Genomic DNA, 17,918 nt, shown 5'->3' with positions numbered 1-17,918 from the left:
ATGATTAATTCTGAAAACAACGCCCAACATGATACCAATGCACATAAGTGCTGTGCACATCAGGCTAAAAAACCTGTGCTTAAGCCTATACTGTCAGGCAATGCCTTTTATACGTGCCCCATGCATCCGCAAATACGGCAAGAAAAACCAGGAACATGTCCAATTTGTGGTATGGCACTTGAGCCTGAAGACGTAACGCTTGAAGCACAAAAAAGCCATGAATATCACAATATGTTCTGGCGTTTTATTCTTGCCTGTTTTGCTAGCATTCCTGTTGTGGTATTAGCTATGGGTGAGCATTGGCTAACGGCTTATGTACCTTATTCAATTTCTCTTTGGGCGCAAGCACTCCTTACCACCTTGGTAGTTTGGGGTTGTGGCTGGCCTTTTTTCGTGCGCGGTTGGCAATCCATTCGAACGCGCCATTTAAATATGTTTACTTTAATTGCTATTGGTACGGGGGTTGCCTGGGGTTACAGTGTAGGTGTCATTTTATTTCCTGAATTGCTTCCCGCCGTATTTAAAGCCCGAGGTATGCTGCCTGTTTATTTTGAGGCAGCGGCTGTGATTACAACCTTAGTTCTTCTAGGACAAGTGTTGGAGCTCAAAGCGCGAGAACGCACAGGCGATGCCATTAGAGCGCTGCTTAATCTTAAACCCACCACAGCGCGCCGATTAAATGAACATCAGCAGGAAGAAGAAGTTTCACTTGAGGCTGTCAACGTCGGTGATAAATTAATGGTCCGCCCTGGTGAAAAAATCCCAGTGGACGGTGAGGTCATGAGTGGGCAGAGCCATGTGGATGAATCCATGCTAACCGGTGAGCCTATGCCCGTTAGCAAAGAGCCTGGGCAAAAAGTCATTGGGGGTACATTAAATCAAGAAGGAAGTTTTATCATGAGGGCAGCTCTCATTGGTAAAGACACGTTACTGGCTCGCATTATTACGCAAGTCAGTGAGGCTCAGCGCAGCCAAGCGCCGATTCAGCGATTAGCAGATGCGGTGGCAGCTTGGTTTGTACCCACGGTTCTGTTTATTGCAATCCTTGCTTTTTTAATGTGGTTTTTTGTAGGTCCACCGCCTGCTTTAAATTTTGCGCTAATGGCGGCAATCTCAGTATTGATTATTGCGTGTCCCTGTGCGTTAGGGCTTGCCACGCCTATGTCTATTATGGTTGGCATTGGGGAAGGCGCAAGGCGTGGTATTTTAATTAAAAATGCAGCATCGCTCGAACGCTTGCGCAAAATGACAACCCTTGTGGTGGATAAGACTGGAACCTTGACCAAAGGCCATCCTGTTTTAACAGACATTATCCCAAATTCAGGCTGGCAAGAAGACACGTTGTTAAGGCTTGCCGCCTCTTTAGAGCACCATAGCGAACACCCTTTAGCAAAGGCTATTCGCGATGAGGCCGTGGCGCGAAAACTGTCTTTTATTGAGGTAGTCGACTTTATGGCCGTAAGCGGTAAAGGAGCAAAAGCGCAAATAAATGGACAGGCAGTTGCCATTGGCAATCGTCATTGGTTATCAGTGAAGCTAGATGAGGTACCTGCAGAGGCCTTAAAGGCACAGGAAGAAGGTGCAACCCTTTTATATTTATCAGTAGATAATCAATTGGTAGGCGTATTTATTGTTAGAGACCCTATCAAGGCCACGAGTAATCAGGCAATTGCATCACTTAAGGAAAAGGGTATTGAAGTCATTATGCTAACAGGCGATAACACGATTACAGCCAACGCGGTTGCAAAGCTTGTAGGTATTAAAAAAGTAATTGCGGAAGTGCTTCCTGAGGAAAAAAGTAGAATTGTTAGTCAATTGCAACAAGAAGGGAAGGTGGTCGCTATGGCAGGGGATGGGGTCAATGATGCGATAGCCCTAGCAAAAGCGGATATTGGACTGGCTATGGGCACCGGAAGTGACGTGGCGATTGAAAGTGCTGGCATGACGCTCCTTACCGGCGATTTAAGCCAGCTTGTGGTGGCTTATGAATTGTCTAAACAAACGGTCAAAAATATCCATCAAAATCTTTTCTTTGCTTTTATTTATAATGTCCTTGGTGTGCCCATTGCTGCAGGGGTGCTTTATCCTGTTATGGGCTTACTCTTAAATCCCATGCTTGCAGGCGCTGCCATGGCGTTAAGTTCGGTGTCAGTGATAATAAATGCGTTGCGTCTTCGGGGAAAACTAGCATAATAGAACTAATGGGCTTAACTTCATGAGGTTAGGTTTTAACAGGGACAAGGGAATGTTAAAACACAAAATGGTGTCAAAATTTGGGTGGGCTTTAATACTCGCTGGGAGCATGGTGTCAATAACGACCCACGCCATCAACCCGCTTGGCTTAAAGGAGCTAAACCAATTAGCACTTCATCAAAACAAAGACTTAAGGGCTTCCCGTTACGCGATTGCCATTGCCAAGGCTCGTCTCGTTCAAGCGGGGCTTTGGCCTAATCCCAATGTGGAAATGACCAGCAGTGATGACCGCGTATTTAAAGATGAAGGCGAGTACTCGCGAAGTATCCGATTAAATCAAGCACTACCGATTTCAGGTCGCCTGGCTAAGCAAAAAGCCGTCGCGTGCCTTGATTTGGCGCGTGCAAGAGCGGACTTACGTGAAGCAGCCCGGCAACTCAGTGCCAAAGTCGCTAATGCCTATTATGCGCTCGTTGTCATGGAAAATCGCCTGCGGCAATTAAATTATTTATATCATTTAAATCAGGTTTTGGTGCGGGTAAGTCACAATCGTTATCATGCCGCAGAAATTTCAGAGCTTGATGATAATTCAGCACGTATTGAATATGCACGCATCGGGCAAGACCGAGCCCTTTTGAAAAGTCAATTAATGAGTCAGTATGCGACATTAAATCAACTCCTTGGCCGAAAACCCACAGCTCCTTTGCTGATAAAAAAAGACATTGTGCTGCCAACGGCACAGCCTAAGTTAGCACAATTAATTAATAAGGCACTTCACTACCGCCCTGACAGACAAGGGCTAATGCTTGCCAGTCAGCGCGCTGCAGCCGAAATAGCGCTTACAAAAGCCGAGCGTTTTGCTGACTGGACCTTAGGTGTTGGTGTTCAGCAAGATAAAATTGTGGTTGAAGGCGCACCACCGCAGCAAGCGGACCGCCTATTAAATTTGGCCCTAGTCGTACCCTTGCCCTTGTTAAATGGCAATCAGGGACGCATTTTAGAAGCAGGCACTACGAAAACCCAGGCACTCATGGCCTTAAATGCGCTTAATCTTGTGATTGAAACGGAAGTGGTCAGTAATTTTAATCAAGTAAGTTTACTTAAAAAGAGCCTTTCTCAAACCAAAGCCACTTCGCTTCGCTTAAGCCTTGCGAATGTAAAACTGGCGCGCGATGCTTATCAGAATGGGCAAATGTCGCTCCTTAATGTCTTACAAGTTCAACGTCAACAAAATGATTTGCAAGCGGTGTATTTAACAACGATAGAAAAATACTTTCAATCGTATGTTGCGTTATGCACAGCAATTGGTGTTCGTGTCAGTAATGATTTTTGTGCCTACTTATCCTCGCCCAAGGAGTGTATAAAATGATAAATGGACCCGTGCTTTTGCGACATCTTCGCCGTATTTTGCTGATTGGGGCTTTTTTTTATACCGCTCTTGTTTTAGCCCATGGTGATGAAATTGAAGTTAATAATGCGGGTCCTGCGCAAGTGGTTTCATTAACGCCTGCACAAACAACCGCACTTGACATTAAAGTGGTTGAAGTCATGAAGCGCCCGATGGCTGAATTTTTGCCGCTTAATGGACAAATTCAAGTCTTGCCTAATTTGCAGGCCGATGTCAGTGTGCGCATTAGCGGGGCGGTGACGGCTATTGTGGCGAATTTGGGTGATAAAGTGACTAAAGGCCAGACATTAGCAACAGTCCAGTCGCGCCTAATAGGGGACCCACCACCCAGTGTGGCTGTGAAAGCGCCCATCACGGGCGTTATTGATGCGCGGAATGTGAATTTAGGACAGGCTGTTGAGCCTAATACTGTACTCTTTCACATCAGTAATCGCGAACAGTTATTGGTCATTGCGCAAGTGTATGAAGAAGATTTAGGGAAAATAAAAGTAGGCCAACAGGTCAACATTCATGCGTTAAGTTATCCGCGTGATGTTTTTCCAGGCAAGGTCATACTGATTGAGCCTAATTTAAATCCTGTAACACGTAGCATTAATGTACAAATTAGCTTAATGAATAAGAATGATTTATTAAAGCCTGGTATGTTTGTGCAAGCAAACGTCGTGCTTCGTTTTACACAAGCGGCCCTTGCAATTCCTAATAATGCGTTGCTTGAGGCCAATAATGAGACGTTTGTTTTTGTTAAATCAGGCGCCAGTTATGAGCGCACTGTGGTTCGCATTGGGGCAAGTGATGACAATTACACAGAAATTAAAGAAGGGTTGGTGCCAGGGGACGAAGTGGTGACCCAAGGGGCTCGCCAATTATATACCCTGTCTTTAAGTGGTAGCACCTCTAAGTCAAATCAAAAGGAAACTCATTAATGTTTACGCGATTAATTGCCTGGTCGCTTCACAATCGCCTGCTCATTTTAGCCTTAACACTTATTCTTTGTATCTTAGGCGGCTATACCTTAAAACAAATGCCCGTGGATGTGTTTCCTGAATTCGCCCCTCCGCAGGTGGTCGTGCAAACCGAAGCACCGGGCATGGCAACACAAGATGTTGAAACGCTTATTACCTACCCGTTGGAAAGTGCTATTAACGGCACACCCGGGGTTGCGAGTGTACGCTCTAAAACCTCTGTTGGTTTATCAACCATTATTGTAGTCTTTGATGATAAAACTGACATTTATCGCAACCGCCAATTGGTTAATGAGCGCATTCAACAAGTGGTAAGCCGCCTCCCGCCTGGCATTAACCCACCCGTCATGTTGCCAGTGACCTCAGCCGTTGGTTGGCTTATCAAATATGCCTTAATCAGTGATACAGCAGGGCCTGAAGTCTTGCGCACCATTTCGGATTGGACGATTAGACCACGTCTGCTTGCGCTAGGCGGGGTTGCATCTGTCGTGTCTATTGGGGGGGACGTTAAACAATATCAAGTACGCTTAATTCCTGAACGCCTGCTTGCTTATCGCATCACCATTGAAGAGGTACGACAAGCCTTAACCACCGCAAACCAAAATGTACCCGGCGCTTTTGTCCATCAGTCAGGTACAGAGCTTGTCGTCGGCACGCTTGGACGAATTCAATCCTTAGAAGACATTAAAAAAACGGCTATTACGGTACGCAAAGGCATCCCTATTACCATCGGCAATGTGGCCAATGTCTCTTTTGGTGGTGAAATTAAGCGAGGGGACGGGGCCTATAATGGAAAGCCTGCCGTGATTGGCACCATCTCCAAAGCCTATGGCGCTGATACAGTGACAACGACTGCTAAGGTAGAGCAGGCGTTAAATACTATCAAGCAAACCTTACCCCCTGGGGTTGAGTTAAAAACGGAAGTGTTTCGCCAAGCTAATTTTATTGAATCGGCAATTCGGAATTTAACGCGAGCTTTGCTTGAAGGCGCCATTATCGTGATTGCGGTACTTTTTGTTTTTTTAATGAATTGGCGAGCTTCTTTTATTACGTTTCTCGCGATGCCCGTGTCCTTTGTCATTGGCTTGTTGGTGTTGCACTATTTTAAAATTGGCATTAACGCTATGACGTTAGGTGGTATGGCGATTGCGATAGGAGAGGTGGTGGATGATGGGATTATTACGGTTGAAAATGTGGTGCATCGCTTAAGAGTCAATCGCCAAGCCATACACCCTTTGCCCGCTATCGAAGTCGTCTTTGATGCAGTCCTTGAAATCAGAGGCTCAGTGGTTTATGCCACTATAATTATTAGTCTGGTCTTTTTGCCTATTTTCTTTCTCTCTGGGATTGCCGAGCGTATTTTTAGCCCGTTAGCGATTGCCTATATTGCGTCTGTATTAGGCTCGCTTGTCGTGTCCATTACGATGGTGCCGGCACTTTGTTATCTCCTATTGGTCAAATCGAAAGAAAAAAGCGAAGACCAAGAGATAAGTCTTCATGCGTTACCTCAAAGTGAACGTCACTATACAGTAGAGCAAAAAGGAAAACAGGAAGCCGAAACGGAGACGCGTTTTGTGTTATGGCTTAAACGTCATTTTTTAACCGCTCTACACTGGTGCTTAGCCCATGTTAAAATCGTCGTTATGATGGCCCTTGTTGCTTTTTTGGCTGCTTTGGCGTTACTTCCCTTTTTTGGCACTTCTTTTCTACCTGAGTTTCACGAGGGGAATTTTATTGTTGCGATGAGCACATTGCCCGGCACCTCGTTAGACGAATCGATGCGTCTAGGGAGTCAGGTGCAAAAAACATTACTGCGCTACCCACAAGTTATCTCGATTGCGCAGCGCGCAGGCCGCAGTGAGCTCGATGAAGATGCGCTCCCGCCTAATGTGAGTGAGTTTGATGTTCGCCTTGATTTTGACAAAGACAAATCAATGGCGCCAGATGAGTTATTAAAAAATATTCGTGCGGATTTAAGTAATATTCCGGGTGCTGTGTTTAATGTCGGGCAATTTATCGCACATCGCATGGATGAGGTGTTGTCTGGCGTTCGAGCGCAAGTTGCTGTCAAAATCTTTGGTGATAATTTAACAACCTTAAATGAATTGGGGCAATCGCTTGAAGCTGTATTAAAATCAGTGCCAGGGGTGGTTGATGTGAATAAAGAGCAACAGATTAATGTGCCACAATTAATCATTAACATTGACCGCGAAAAGGCCGCTCGCTATGGGGTCAATGTTGGTCAGATTTCAGAAGACGTGCAAGTCCTTTTAAATGGCGTTAGTGTCTCAAGTATTTTAGAAGGGCAACGGACCTTTGATTTATATCTTCGGATGGATAAAGCAGGCCGTAATGACATTAAAGCCATTCAAAACATGCTGATTGATGCACATAGCCAAACTGAAAACGAGCCAGGGCAAATTCCTCTTCGCGCCGTTGCTGAAATTAAAGTGCAGCCTGAGCCTTTTGCCATTAACCGTGAAAATGTACAGCGGTTATTAGTCATTGGTTTTAATGTACAAGGACGTGACTTAGGGGGTGTCATTAAAGAGGTAGCGCAAGAAGTGCAAGAAAAAATTAAGCTGCCTGCAGGTTACTTTATTCAATATGGCGGCCAGTTTGAAAGTCAGCAGCAAGCATCCAGAGTGATTTTAAGTTTTGGTGCGTTAGTCATTTTTATTATGCTTATCTTACTCTATAAAGCGTTTGGCACGTTTAGAGAAGCATTACTAGTGATGTTTAATTTACCTTTAGCGTTAATAGGTGGGGTCATATCACTCTATCTCGCCAGTGGCGAGATGAGTGTGGCAGCCATGATTGGTTTTATTACCTTATTTGGGATTGCGGCGCGAAATGGTATTATTCTAATCAGTCACTATAATCAATTACGTTTGCAAGGCAAAACACGGGAGCAAGTGGTCATTGCGGGGACGATGGATAGATTGGTGCCGGTGTTGATGACGGCAGCCACAGCCGCGTTAGGTCTTTTCCCACTGCTTTGGGGTTCACCCGCTGGTAAAGAGCTCGAGCGCCCTTTAGCCCAAGTGTTATTAGGTGGGTTATTAACTTCCACGGTGCTAAACATGTTTGTGGTACCTACGGTTTATAATGCGCTTGAAAAAAGACGTGAACGACGGATGTCTTTAGAAAACCACAACCAGGAGAAACTAAATGAAACGAATTCTATTTAAATCTAACCTTTCTAGGGGGGTTGGCCTTCTTCTTAGTCTTTTAATTTTGGCAAGTCCGGACGTGCTTTTTGCAACGACCCATGAGACAACCAAAATCACGATTCCTGCCACCATGCCTGCTCTTTGGAAAGCCATTGATGAGCATAGCACCGCCCTTAATCAAGCGATAAAGGAAGGTAAGCTTAACTTGGTTCATGAACATGCCTTTGCTATTCGCGATTTAGCCAATGGGCTGCCGCCTTTAAGTAAGAATTTATCCCAAGAACAGAAAAAAACGCTGCAAGATACCTTAGGCTTTATCAATCAACTGGCTGGGCGTCTTGATAAAACAGGGGATGCCAATGATAAAGAAGGCACGCTTGCTAATTGGGCTAAATTACAAAAACTGTTAAACCAATTGCGGGCACTGTATCAACTACCTGTTTCTCATTAAGGATTTTTTATCGTGCAATTACCGCATACTTTAAAGAGCATGGTATTGACCATGCTCGCTTTCAATGTAGCGTCTGCTGAGACAAACGCCTTGCCCACTCAAACAATCTCCCCTTCTCAACTGCTTATTAAAAAATATCAAGTCCAAGTCAATGGGAAGCGTGTGGATTTGTTTCGTATTGAGCAACCGGATGGCACGTGGGGTTATCGAGGTATGAAAGGCGGGATGTTTGACGTCGTTGTTAAAAATCAAACCGATAAACCAACGGTGCTTCATTGGCATGGGTTAATCGTGCCTAATAATCAAGACGGGGTGCCTTATGTCACTCAGCCACCCATTCCTGCCGGTGGTGAGTATCATTATCGCTTTAAGCTTAAGCAAGCCGGAACTTATTGGATGCATTCGCATCATGACTTACAAGTGCAGCAATTTTTATCCGCACCGTTGATTATTGCTGACCCGAGCGATGTGCCGTCTAGCAAAGAAGTCACAGTGTTTATTGGAGATTTTAGTTTTAAAAAACCTGAGGTTATTTTTGCTGAGTTAAAAAAAGGAAACATGCCTGGTATGCAACATGGTAATGGGATGTCTGGCATGCCGATGAAAAAACAAACAGCGACTGATTTAAATGATGTGGCGTATGACGCGTTTTTAACCAATTATCGGACGTTAAAAAATCCTGAGGTCATCCAAGTTAAGCCAGGCGATAAGGTACGTTTGCGTTTTATCGCAGGCGCTGCCATGACTAATTTTTTTATAAACACGGGCCTTCTAGCAGGAGTTGCAATTGCGATTGACGGTGAAGCGATTAAGCCTGTGAAAGGCAATCAGTTTCAGCTGGCCGTAGGCCAACGTCTTGATGTCATAGTTACCATTCCAGCAGGCGAAAATGCTTATCCTATCTTGGCACAAGGAGAGGGTACGAATTTGCAAACAGGCCTTATTTTAGCAACGCCCAAGGCTAAAGTTCCTATGCTTAATGAACGAGCTGCATTCACAGCAGGGGCGCTTAACTATGACCAAGAATTTCAGTTTAAAGCGGCAACGCCTTTAGCAAAAAAAGCGCCTGGCCAAACGTTAATAGTTAATTTAGAAGGCGACATGATGCACTATGTTTGGACAATCAATAATCAGGTGTGGCCTAAGATTAATCCATTAAAGGTGAGTGACAATAAACGAGTGGAAATGGTATTTAATAACAAGACGATGATGGCCCATCCGATGCATCTGCATGGTCACGTGTTTGAAGTCACTGAAATTGATGGTAAAAAAATTGATGGCGGATTGCTCCATGACACCGTTTTAGTACGACCTAACTCCACAGTTAAAGTACAATTTGATACGGATAACCCAGGCAACTGGATGCTGCATTGTCATATGCTCTATCATCAGGAAAGTGGCATGATGACGATTATGAGTTATCCAGGTGTTAAGGCACCTGCTTTAACCATGCAACACGCGACACATTAAAGGTATAAATGGATTTAAATAAAAGGAGAGTTAATTAACATGAGAAAAATCACGTATAGTACTTTACCTGCTGTATTTCTGGCACTGGCGGGTTGCAGTAATAATGCAGCGCTATTGCCTGAAGCACACCTTGTCACTGTTGCTCAATCACAGGCAGCGATTAAACAGTGTAAAAATTTAGGCAAAATAATGGCCTCTGATGTCAATGGGGTCAGTCAAGCCTATCAATCGCATGAGCATTTATATCAAGATGAAGTGAATATGCTGAAAAATAAGACTGCGCAATTAGGGGGTAATACGGTGGTTATTACCAGTGACAAAGCAACGTATACGGGCAACCCCAAAACACATTCAGTAGACACCCATACCTTAGAAGGTATAGCTTATCAATGCAGGCGATAAAAGAAAGTAACGCCGTTATTTGCTTAAAAATACGTTTGTTTCTTGCTGTTAGGTGGCTACGTTAGCCTTTAAATTTTTTTATCCTGATAAAACACGCCATTGTCTTCAATACAGTGGCGGTTAACCTTTAATTAAGACGCTATCGCTTTTGATGTTTTTATCCCGTGTTTGCTGTGGTCCATCTCGTGATGTTTGCTGAATTCATACGTCAGGGAATAGAGGGTTGTAGTCACAATCGCCTACCAAGTGATGCTATAATTGATTTATTTTCCAGAAGAAAGTCTAAATGGTACGTATACGAGCGTTGTCTCCAACCTTAGCCGCTTTAGGCGCTGCTGTGTTTTTTGGTGGCAGCACCCCCTTTGCCAAAGAACTTGTTGGGCAAATCTCGCCTTTGTTACTGGCTGGCTTGTTGTATGCGGGTAGTGGTATTGGGTTAACGCTAGTGCGCTTTATTAAAGACCGCGGTTGGCAAACTTCGGGGTTAGTCAAAGACGATTGGACTTGGTTGTTGGCTGCTATTGGTTTTGGCGGCATTTTAGGCCCTATATTATTAATGGTTGGCTTACAGCAAACGAGCTCTGCAACAGCCTCTTTATTATTAAATCTTGAAGCCGTACTCACCGCTTTATTAGCCTGGCTTGTTTTTAAAGAAAATACAGCCCCACGAATTATACTTGGCATGTTTTTGATTGTTGTAGGTGGCGTCTTATTATCATGGCCTCAAGGTCAAGCAACAGCCTATAATCTGTTTGGGCCAATTGCTATTGCAGGGGCGTGTCTTTGTTGGGCTATTGACAATAATCTCACACGCAAAGTCTCTACGGGTGACCCTTTTTTTATTGCAGGAAGCAAAGGGCTTGTTTCAGGTATCGTGAGTATAAGCTTGGCGCTTTGCTTTGGATTAACCTTGCCTGCCTTCTCGACAACCGTTTATGCTGTATTGGTTGGATTTATTGGTTATGGTGCAAGCCTTGTTTTATTTGTTCTTGCTTTACGAGCCTTAGGCACTGCCAGAACAGGTGCATATTTTTCGACAGCCCCTTTTATTGGTGCGGCAATTGCCATTTTATTTTTTCATGAAAATACGTTTATGACATTTTGGATTGCATCTGGATTAATGGGGGATTGGTGTGTGGCTACATCTCACCGAACATCATGAGCATGAACATACGCATGAGCCACTAGCGCATAGTCACAGTCATACTCATGACGAACACCACCAACATTCACATGCTTTTCTTTGGGATGGCAAGGAGCCCCATACACATAACCATCATCATGAGGCGATAAAGCATTCACACCCTCATTATCCTGATGTGCATCACAGACATGATCATAAATAATTTTTACACCTATTTTCTTGTCAATTTAGAATAGATAGATTAGGAAATCACTTTCGTCTTTAACTTTTTTTCACATGGAATAAATACGCCATTGTCATCAATACAATGGCATGTTATGGCTTAATCAAGAAACCATCTTTTCACATTCCTCTGCGCACTGATAGCATGCTTTTGCACAGTGTTTGCAATGTTCCATGTGCTGATGTTTGCTACATTCATCGCCACAAGCCCGACAGATTGTAGCGCATAATCGACATACTTCTTTTACAAACTGAGAGCCACGCGCCATCATTTCAACGGCAAGGGCACAAATTGCAGCACAGTCATGGTCAAGCGAGATGCACTGAGCGAGGGCTTTTGCTTTATCTTCTTTACTACAAGCCGCGGCACAATGTTCGCATTCTACGGCACACATCTGACATGCTTTAATGCATGATTCATATTGGTGGTGTGTCATGTTATCTTCCTTGGTTTAATGGTTAGTGTGACATATGATTATCGGTAGATTGCCCACTAGACTGCTCGCTTGATTGGTTACTGCCATACCATTGCGAACGCCATGCTTTTAACTGCTGAATTTCTTTTTCTTGCGCGTCAATAATTTTTTGTGCCATCTCTTTAATTTCAGGGTGCGTTGCATTATTTAGTGCATCTTTCGCCATCATAATGGCGGCTTCATGATGCGGAATCATAAGGTCAATAAAGCGTTTATCGTATTGGTTGTCTTTTTTACCTAACTTCTCCATCATCATTTTATCCATCATGGATTGACATGTTGACATTGAGCCTGACATGCAAGGGCCATTATCCTCAGCCCAGGTGGCTATAGGCAGTAGAAATGAAATCGCAAGTGTGCTTGCGATAAGTGTTTTTTTAAACATAAACGCTCCTTGTTAACTGTTTAATTTAAGTCTCTTTAACAATAGACCTTTTTAAAGAAAGAGCAAAGGTTAGAGAGGTGTTTTTACGCCTCTTAAATGACGTTTTATTTTAAGAAATGACCCGGCTGCACTGGCAAAAGACTATTAAGACCTTATACTGAATAATAACAAAAGGATTAATTGCGTGATAAAATGAACACTCTTTTTATTCCTACAACAATGATTATTTTAGGTGTTTTATTTCTTTTAAAAGGAGGACATTTAATCCAAAGATTGCTTAAGCATACCAAAATCTATCAACATTATTGGCTCGCCTATTTATGTCTGATTGGATTTTTTATTTTAGGTTACAGTGGTTGTATTTTATATGGTATTTATATTGACCCTCATTGCCTTAATTATTTTTATGCAACTATTTTTTTACTCGGTGGGTTTTATATTTATTTATCCTGTCAATTAATGACAAAGACGATTAAAAAAATAGAAAGCATGGATGAGTTAACCTCTCGATTTGAAGCGCTTGAGCATCGTATTAAGCATGATGGGCTAACAGGCTGCAACACGCGCGACCATCTTTTCGACGTGCTTAATACGCGATTTCAGGCAATAAAACGCACGAATAAAACACTCGTGATTTTATTTATTGATATGGATAATTTTAAATTAGTTAATGACTGCTATGGCCATGATGCAGGGGATTTGGTATTAAAAAATTTTGGTCAATTATTAAAACAGCGATTACGAAAAGGCGATATTGTTGCTCGCTATGGTGGGGATGAATTTATTTTATTAATGGAAAACGTGTCCATAGATGAAGCATGTCGCATTGCCAAAGACATTATTGAGCTGACTCAGCAACTACTTTCTAACGAGCACATAACAATCAGTTGCTCTATAGGTATTTCGCAACTTCATGCCCATTCTTCTTCTATTTTTGAGGTTATTAAAGAAGCGGATAGAGCTTGTTATGCTGCCAAACAAAAAGCAACGCCGGACTCAATTTGTATTTATGATATTAATAATAGCCCGTAGTGCTATCACCCTTACTAAATTTTACTTTAAATTTTTGCTAAAAGAATTTAAAGTAATCTAAGATAAAAGGCTAAACTAAAATTGCTGTTAGAATTGAATTTCAAACATGATGAGATAATAATGACAGATAAAATACATGGTAAGGTAAAATGGTTTAATGAAGACAAAGGATTTGGCTTTATTGAAAGCAGCGGCAAGGATTACTTTGTTCATTTTAGTGCAATTCAAACAAGTGGTTTTAAACATTTGGCTGAAGGTAATCGTGTTAGCTTTAAAGTAGGGCAAGGTAAAAAAGGATTGCAAGCCGAAGAGGTTGAAGTTATTTAAGCTTTGCATACCTATTAGAACAATTACTAAAGAGGAAAGCTACTTAGATTGATATTTTAGTATATTAACTTAATTAACAAAATATTAGCAAGATTCAAAATAGTCAAATTATTCTTTGTACTGGATAAAAGTTTAAAAACTAGTCACTAGTCGCATAAGTAAACATTGAAAAAATTGGCGAAAGGCGTTTAAATTTTTAGAAAAATGGTTAAAAAATCACGAAAATGATCTATACCAATCGAAAAAAGCTATTTTGCGGTCTTCTTTGCTTACGCAATGTTTTAAGGGCTATCTTCACAGAGGCCTTCCCCATTCCCCAATCCGATGAGCCCAAACAAACCCAATAGTTAGCAGAGCGAGTATTGTGCGTTTAGATAGGCTTGGACTGCGCATGATGAAATTAGTAGAATTTATTAATGATTTTAAAGAGAAAGGCATTTAATTTTTATCGCTTGAAAATAATTTGGACACCTCAACGCCTATGGGAATGCTCGTTTTTAATATCTGCGCCGCATTTTCAGAGATGGAACTTGAATTAATCCGCAAACGAGTTAAGGCTGGGATTGACTCTGTAAAACAACAAGATAGAAAAGGTGATAGGCCAAAAGTATTAACCACTGAAAAAGCCGAAACTATAAGGGTGCCACATCAAGTTGGAAAAATGTCAGTAAAAGAAATTTGTAATACTATAAGAATAAGCCGTTCTGTATTTTATCGATGTATTAATCAATAAGAAGATAATTTTGTAAGGATTTGTATGTACGTATTTTTAGGAGTAGCTACGGTTGTAGCTACATACATTGCCGCAAAGTTAATCGGTTCAATAGCAATTTTTCCAGGTCAAATTTTTGCTAATGTTCAAGATTTAAAAAATATTAAATTTGATGAAGGATTGGATGTATCTTTTTCAGAAGAAAAAACAAAAGATAACCGAATACTTCAAACAGTTAAAATCACACCGCCTAACCCATTGGGCGATGTCATAATCATTTTTAATGGACAAAATGCTACTTTTCGTAATGAAAAAAAACTAAAAACTTACTGCCAATTGGCAAAAGATACCAAACATACTGTTATTGGATTTGATTATGGTGGAACAGGATTGAAGCGGATAACCACTTGGTCTTCTCAAGCATTGATAAATGATGGTTTTCATCTTGCATTACAAGTCTCAAAAACCATGGGTAAAAATAATGCATTAATATTAAAAGGAAATTCGTTGGGCGGTGCAATAGCAACAAAGGTAGCAAAACGTTGTCACGACTCCAAGATTAAAGCTTATCTTTGGAATGGACGCTCATTCAAATCTGCCAGCGCGGTTATTGCCGGTCAAATTCAGACCTTACACTTATCTGGACACTATGAAAATACATTAACAAAAAAACTTTCATCTATGACTCAACCAATTGCATCATTATTGTTGCGTTTAACCCAATTTGAAATGAATGTATCAGAAGATTATAAAAATATTTCATCAGAATATAAAAACTACTATATAGTTCGCTCTAATATGAAGCAGCGTCAAGTAAAAAAAGATGATGTAATGATTCCTCATTGGGCTACTTTAGAATCTGATTGCGTTATAAAAGAAGATGCTAAAAAAACGATAGTCATTGGAAACAAATTTGCACCAACGGATATTGCTTATTTTCGAAGTAGAAGAAAAATAACCTCCGAATCATCAAAAATGCTCATCCAATGCCAGAAACAGAATTATTTTGTAGAAATGATATCGATGTTTCTGCGTACGATCTTTTTCGTTTCTTTTCTAAAGAATATATAGAAAAACATAGGCTGGATGAAGCGAATACAATTTCCTTGATAACATAATGAAAGTTTTTTTGATTAATTCTGAACATTTATAAAAATCCTTTTCACCTATGTGCATAAAGGCTGTAGAGGGTTTTAAATATAAAAAGTCCTCTTTAAACATATATCCTGACTGACTCCCAATTCCATTTTGATAAAATTGGATTTAATGTTAATCTAACTCGCTTTTGTTACCAATGATATTTAGGAAATTTCATGGTTAAAGAAATTAAACGGAAATTCATAGGTGATGCTGTTAGTTATCAAAAGGCCAGACCAAATTATCCTGATGAATTGTTTTTCGCCCTTTTACAATTTTGGGAACAAACTTCTAATGGGATTAACAACCCGATTGCCGTAGATGTAGGATGTGGAACTGGTATCGCTACAAAAGGTATTTATCTTGCTTCTCAAAAAAAATGTAAAGTTATTGGAATAGAGCCAGATCTTAATATGCTCGAACAAGCGAAACGAGAAACAGCTGAAAAAAATATTGTTTATATGGTAGGGAGCGCAGAAAAGTTACCACTTGAAAAAAACTCAGTTGATATCGTACTAGCTGCTCTAGCAATGCAATATTTTAATAGACCACTTTTTTATTCTGAAGCAAAGAGAGTTTTGCGCAAAAATGGTGCAATTGCTATTATCGAAAATAATCGCAATTGGAAAGAGAACCCTTTCTTAGAAAAATATGAATCATTTCTAGAAAAGAATTCTTATGATAAAAATGTCAACTATTACAGTCGCAATTATCGAGCTTATCCTTTTCTTGATGAGTTAAACACTTCCTTCCAAAATGCGACTGAACAAGCTTTTCCTTGGTCAAAAAAAATGTTCCCGAAAGATTTTTGGGAAATGATAAAATCTTCGACTTCAGGACAACAGGCCATTGTTAATCTTGGTACCAAAAACGCAGAGCGACAAATACATGAATTAACTCATTCGTATGTAGATGAGGATGGTTTGCTTGATATTTCATACATTTCTAAAGTATATCAAGCTAAAATAATAGGTTGATTAAACTCAAATGATAAAATAGGTTTTGTAATTGATTATTGCTTGAAGCTGCTGTCATTTGATAACTTTTTACCAGGATCGGCCCGGACCTCAAATTACTTCGGTCATTTTAGCACATTAACTTAAATAATATAAAAAGTATTGCCAAGATTTAAAATACTTTATTTAAAGCTCGTTAATTAAAGAACGGATTATTTTACCCTCTTAGTTAGGAACCTATAAAACGTGAATTCGACATAAAAATAATAAGTTGTTAACCTAACATATAAGCTATTTTCTCTACCTGTCGCAAACTCGGCCAAGAAGTGCTTAAGCTACATACTAGTTCTGAGGTAATTGGTGTCCTGACTCTTTAGCCCAATGAATTAACAATGCTGCTGCGTTCGCACCGAAAGTTTAATCATAACTAAACCTCCTCTAATCGACATTTAATAGCTAATGTTGAAGCTTCAGAGGGATTGAAATATACCGCCTTCACTTATATAGCCTCTTTAATATCAGGAAATTTAACCAAATAGCGTTGGTCTTCTTTAGCAAAGGAAATACGAGCTGGATACCGTACATTTATTTTAATTGAACTCCTGTTTGTTTGCGATAGCAGCTAGTAACCCTTGACCTAAATTGCGACTTCCATGAAATTAGGTGTCGCTTATAATCGTAATATATCAAAAAAGATATATGGAGTTAACTCGCCACGGTTAATAGAAAAACGCCGATTCAAACCTGATTGGCGATAAAAGACTTATCCCTCCACAAAAAAACTGGGTGACTATTTATGGCTTTCGATATAACTCAGTGCGGCATCTGCCAGGAAAGAAGAGCGATTTTTTATGGCATGATTTTTGGCATATAAATCAATAAGGCTTAAAATACGCTCAGGCATAGTAATATTAATCCGCTTTGCTTTACCTGATATTTCGCTTAAGTCAATATCTAACAATGCCCACACACCACCTTGAAATCCCTCGTCATTAATCCAGTTATCAAGAGCACTACCTACTGGAATAGGCTCATTATCCATGAGTAAGCCTTCCAAATGACACTCAATGGCCTCAATGGCATTGGTTAGCGCCTCATCATAAGTGCTACCGGCAGAGTAGCACCCAGGGATATCAGGAACCATCACACCAAAATCACTTTGCTCATCTTTATGTATCACAATAGGATATCTCATATTATATCCTCCTTCTTAAGTCCAGCCTGTTTAAAAATGCTGGTTACGGTTTTTATAGGTAAATCTTTTTTAGGGTGCGGTACGGTTACCCTGCCTTTTTTAGTGGCATGCTTAAACTGACAGTGACTGCCCTTTTGGTGACATTGTACCCATCCATCACGTTCAATTATTTTTATTATATCTGCGCTCTTCATTATTTTAATTATACACAACATACACACAAATACAAGATTCTGCCTATCACAGGAGTACAACATGGTTATTTAAATGATT

The 17,918-nt window shown here is 40.8% G+C and carries 17 protein-coding genes and 1 pseudogene; 13 read left to right on the top strand and 5 right to left on the bottom strand.

The features are described 5' to 3' along the window. The 8 genes from DYE47_RS14235 (at window position 1) to DYE47_RS14200 (ending at window position 11,221) form a co-directional block, all read left to right on the top strand. On the top strand, window positions 1-2,193 hold the full coding sequence (locus DYE47_RS14235) for a copper-transporting P-type ATPase (RefSeq protein ID WP_115304131.1): 2,193 nt from the start codon (window positions 1-3) through the stop codon (window positions 2,191-2,193). A 52-nt stretch (window positions 2,194-2,245) separates the two neighbouring features. Beyond that, entirely contained in the window at window positions 2,246-3,562 is a 1,317-nt protein-coding gene (locus tag DYE47_RS14230) for a TolC family protein (RefSeq protein WP_242604259.1), read from the top strand. After that, window positions 3,559-4,524 (top strand): efflux RND transporter periplasmic adaptor subunit, encoded by a 966-nt coding sequence (locus tag DYE47_RS14225; RefSeq protein WP_115304130.1) that lies wholly within the window; start codon window positions 3,559-3,561, stop codon window positions 4,522-4,524. The genes DYE47_RS14230 and DYE47_RS14225 overlap by 4 nt, the downstream gene beginning before the upstream one ends. Next, window positions 4,524-7,754, top strand: coding sequence for an efflux RND transporter permease subunit (locus tag DYE47_RS14220; protein WP_115304129.1), 3,231 nt, complete (start codon window positions 4,524-4,526; stop codon window positions 7,752-7,754). Before DYE47_RS14225 ends, DYE47_RS14220 begins: the two co-directional genes overlap by 1 nt. Beyond that, entirely contained in the window at window positions 7,735-8,187 is a 453-nt protein-coding gene (locus tag DYE47_RS14215) for a transporter (protein ID WP_115304128.1), read from the top strand. The genes DYE47_RS14220 and DYE47_RS14215 overlap by 20 nt, the downstream gene beginning before the upstream one ends. 12 nt (window positions 8,188-8,199) lie before the next feature. Continuing rightward, complete coding sequence (locus DYE47_RS14210; RefSeq protein ID WP_242604260.1) at window positions 8,200-9,657, top strand: multicopper oxidase family protein; 1,458 nt, start codon at window positions 8,200-8,202, stop codon at window positions 9,655-9,657. Between the two features lie 39 nt (window positions 9,658-9,696). Further along, complete coding sequence (locus DYE47_RS14205) at window positions 9,697-10,059, top strand: DUF4156 domain-containing protein (protein WP_115304127.1); 363 nt, start codon at window positions 9,697-9,699, stop codon at window positions 10,057-10,059. A 286-nt stretch (window positions 10,060-10,345) separates the two neighbouring features. Further along, entirely contained in the window at window positions 10,346-11,221 is an 876-nt protein-coding gene (locus tag DYE47_RS14200; protein WP_278043877.1) for a DMT family transporter, read from the top strand. Here the strand turns inward: DYE47_RS14200 and DYE47_RS16515 are convergent. The 3 genes from DYE47_RS16515 to DYE47_RS14190 form a co-directional block, all read right to left on the bottom strand. Beyond that, window positions 11,206-11,361 (bottom strand): hypothetical protein, encoded by a 156-nt coding sequence (locus DYE47_RS16515; RefSeq protein WP_278043878.1) that lies wholly within the window; start codon window positions 11,359-11,361, stop codon window positions 11,206-11,208. The genes DYE47_RS14200 and DYE47_RS16515 overlap by 16 nt on opposite strands. Window positions 11,362-11,529: 168 nt before the next feature. Further along, window positions 11,530-11,862, bottom strand: coding sequence for a four-helix bundle copper-binding protein (locus DYE47_RS14195; protein ID WP_115304126.1), 333 nt, complete (start codon window positions 11,860-11,862; stop codon window positions 11,530-11,532). A 22-nt stretch (window positions 11,863-11,884) separates the two neighbouring features. Beyond that, a complete protein-coding gene (locus DYE47_RS14190; protein ID WP_242604261.1) occupies window positions 11,885-12,286 on the bottom strand; it encodes a DUF305 domain-containing protein in 402 nt (133 codons plus the stop codon). A gap of 192 nt (window positions 12,287-12,478) precedes the next feature. On the opposite strand from DYE47_RS14190, the gene DYE47_RS14185 reads away from it, so the two are divergent. From DYE47_RS14185 to DYE47_RS14165, 5 genes and pseudogenes are all read left to right on the top strand, one after another. Further along, complete coding sequence (locus DYE47_RS14185; RefSeq protein ID WP_242604262.1) at window positions 12,479-13,318, top strand: GGDEF domain-containing protein; 840 nt, start codon at window positions 12,479-12,481, stop codon at window positions 13,316-13,318. A 120-nt stretch (window positions 13,319-13,438) separates the two neighbouring features. Beyond that, on the top strand, window positions 13,439-13,645 hold the full coding sequence (locus DYE47_RS14180) for a cold-shock protein (protein ID WP_115304125.1): 207 nt from the start codon (window positions 13,439-13,441) through the stop codon (window positions 13,643-13,645). A 457-nt stretch (window positions 13,646-14,102) separates the two neighbouring features. After that, window positions 14,103-14,378: pseudogene (locus tag DYE47_RS14175) on the top strand (recombinase family protein); the annotation flags it as partial. Between the two features lie 24 nt (window positions 14,379-14,402). Then, window positions 14,403-15,428, top strand: a complete 1,026-nt coding sequence (locus DYE47_RS14170; protein ID WP_115304123.1) for a hypothetical protein — start codon at window positions 14,403-14,405, stop codon at window positions 15,426-15,428. 242 nt (window positions 15,429-15,670) lie between these two features. After that, window positions 15,671-16,471, top strand: a complete 801-nt coding sequence (locus tag DYE47_RS14165; protein ID WP_115304122.1) for a class I SAM-dependent methyltransferase — start codon at window positions 15,671-15,673, stop codon at window positions 16,469-16,471. 769 nt (window positions 16,472-17,240) lie between these two features. Here the strand turns inward: DYE47_RS14165 and DYE47_RS14160 are convergent. Beyond that, window positions 17,241-17,645, bottom strand: coding sequence for a type II toxin-antitoxin system HicB family antitoxin (locus DYE47_RS14160; RefSeq protein WP_115304121.1), 405 nt, complete (start codon window positions 17,643-17,645; stop codon window positions 17,241-17,243). After that, window positions 17,642-17,839, bottom strand: a complete 198-nt coding sequence (locus tag DYE47_RS14155) for a type II toxin-antitoxin system HicA family toxin (protein WP_115304164.1) — start codon at window positions 17,837-17,839, stop codon at window positions 17,642-17,644. The genes DYE47_RS14160 and DYE47_RS14155 overlap by 4 nt, the downstream gene beginning before the upstream one ends. Window positions 17,840-17,918: the final 79 nt, after the last annotated feature.

The sequence above is a fragment of the Legionella beliardensis genome (genome assembly GCF_900452395.1).
Taxonomy (GTDB): domain Bacteria; phylum Pseudomonadota; class Gammaproteobacteria; order Legionellales; family Legionellaceae; genus Legionella_C; species Legionella_C beliardensis.
The sequence above is the reverse complement of the archived record's forward strand: the minus strand, read 5'-3'. Positions and strand labels throughout refer to the sequence as shown.

Excerpts from the sequence above, each read along its gene's own strand:
- DYE47_RS14235 (WP_115304131.1), top strand. The coding sequence starts at position 1 with ATGATTAATTCTGAAAACAACGCCCAACATGATACCAATGCACATAAG.
- DYE47_RS14230 (WP_242604259.1), top strand. The coding sequence starts at position 2,246 with ATGTTAAAACACAAAATGGTGTCAAAATTTGGGTGGGCTTTAATACTC.
- DYE47_RS14225 (WP_115304130.1), top strand. The coding sequence starts at position 3,559 with ATGATAAATGGACCCGTGCTTTTGCGACATCTTCGCCGTATTTTGCTG.
- DYE47_RS14220 (WP_115304129.1), top strand. The coding sequence starts at position 4,524 with ATGTTTACGCGATTAATTGCCTGGTCGCTTCACAATCGCCTGCTCATT.
- DYE47_RS14215 (WP_115304128.1), top strand. The coding sequence starts at position 7,735 with ATGAAACGAATTCTATTTAAATCTAACCTTTCTAGGGGGGTTGGCCTT.
- DYE47_RS14205 (WP_115304127.1), top strand. The coding sequence starts at position 9,697 with ATGAGAAAAATCACGTATAGTACTTTACCTGCTGTATTTCTGGCACTG.
- DYE47_RS14200 (WP_278043877.1), top strand. The coding sequence starts at position 10,346 with ATGGTACGTATACGAGCGTTGTCTCCAACCTTAGCCGCTTTAGGCGCT.
- DYE47_RS14195 (WP_115304126.1), bottom strand. The coding sequence starts at position 11,862 with ATGACACACCACCAATATGAATCATGCATTAAAGCATGTCAGATGTGT.
- DYE47_RS14190 (WP_242604261.1), bottom strand. The coding sequence starts at position 12,286 with ATGTTTAAAAAAACACTTATCGCAAGCACACTTGCGATTTCATTTCTA.
- DYE47_RS14185 (WP_242604262.1), top strand. The coding sequence starts at position 12,479 with ATGAACACTCTTTTTATTCCTACAACAATGATTATTTTAGGTGTTTTA.
- DYE47_RS14180 (WP_115304125.1), top strand. The coding sequence starts at position 13,439 with ATGACAGATAAAATACATGGTAAGGTAAAATGGTTTAATGAAGACAAA.
- DYE47_RS14170 (WP_115304123.1), top strand. The coding sequence starts at position 14,403 with ATGTACGTATTTTTAGGAGTAGCTACGGTTGTAGCTACATACATTGCC.
- DYE47_RS14165 (WP_115304122.1), top strand. The coding sequence starts at position 15,671 with ATGGTTAAAGAAATTAAACGGAAATTCATAGGTGATGCTGTTAGTTAT.
- DYE47_RS14160 (WP_115304121.1), bottom strand. The coding sequence starts at position 17,645 with ATGAGATATCCTATTGTGATACATAAAGATGAGCAAAGTGATTTTGGT.
- DYE47_RS14155 (WP_115304164.1), bottom strand. The coding sequence starts at position 17,839 with ATGAAGAGCGCAGATATAATAAAAATAATTGAACGTGATGGATGGGTA.